We start from the raw sequence: 1,112 nt of genomic DNA, 5'->3' as shown, positions 1-1,112 counted from the left end.
GCCGGCCTCGACGGCCCCCTGATGTGCTGGTTGTGGACGCCGGGCGACCCCTGGGACGCGGGCATCGAAGCGGACCTCGACATGTCGGTCAGCGCCATGTGGGCGCTGCGCGAGGTCACCGCCGCGGCCCGCGCCGCCGGCCGGCCCGCGCGCGTCCAGCTCAAGGCCGACACCGGGCTCGGCCGCAACGGCTGCCAGCCCGCCGACTGGCCGGAACTCGTCGGCGCCGCGCTCGCCGCGCAGGAGGCGGGCGAGGTACGGGTGACGGGCCTGTGGTCCCACTTCGCGTGCGCGGACGAGCCCGGCCACCCGTCCATCGCCGCGCAGCTCGACGTGTTCCACGAGATGGTCGCCCATGCCGAGAAGGAGGGCGTCGAGCCGGAGGTGCGGCACATCGCGAACTCCGCGGCCGCGCTCACCCTGCCGGAGGCGCACTTCGACCTCGTGCGCCCCGGCATCGCCACGTACGGCATCTCGCCGAGCCCGGAGCTCGGCAGGCCCGCGGACTTCGGGCTGCGGCCGGTGATGACGCTGTCCGCGTCGCTCGCGCTGGTCAAGCAGGTGCCCGAGGGGCACGGCGTCAGCTACGGGCACACGTACCGCACGCCGCGCGAGACCACGCTCGGCCTCGTGCCGCTCGGCTACGCGGACGGAATCCCGCGCCACGCGTCGGGCCGCGGGCCCGTGCTGGTGGGGGAGGGCCCCGCCTGGCGGCGGGTGGCGGGGCGGGTCGCCATGGACCAGTTCGTGGTCGACCTCGGCGGCGAGTCCGTCGCCGAGGGCACGCGCGCCGTGCTCTTCGGCCCGGGCGACCTGGGCGAGCCGACCGCCGACGACTGGGCGGAGGCGGCGGACACCATCGCGTACGAGATCGTCACGCGCATCGGCGCGCGGGTCCCGCGCGTCTACCTGAACGAGGACGCGGGCCAGGAGTCGCGGTGACCCCGCAGGGGAAGACAACACCGGGACAGGCGGTGCAGGCCGTGCGGAGGCGGAAGGACGGACGCGCGTGAGCGACGGCGGAGCGGCACGGGACGTGGCCCAGGCCGCCGGCGCTGCGGTCGGGGCCGGCACGACGGCCGCCTCGGCGGTCACCGGCGCGTGGCGCCGCG

Annotated in this window: 1 protein-coding gene; it reads left to right on the top strand. The window is 76.7% G+C overall.

Features of this window, described 5'->3' with window-relative positions; translation table 11 throughout:
* The coding region (gene alr, locus JFN87_RS33180) for an alanine racemase (protein ID WP_209346228.1) at window positions 1-942 on the top strand (942 nt) is incomplete at its 5' end.
* Window positions 943-1,112: the final 170 nt, after the last annotated feature.

Source organism: Streptomyces montanisoli, from assembly GCF_017813245.1.
In the GTDB taxonomy this organism is placed as follows: domain Bacteria; phylum Actinomycetota; class Actinomycetes; order Streptomycetales; family Streptomycetaceae; genus Streptomyces; species Streptomyces montanisoli.
This window is presented reverse-complemented; position numbering and strand designations above follow the sequence as displayed.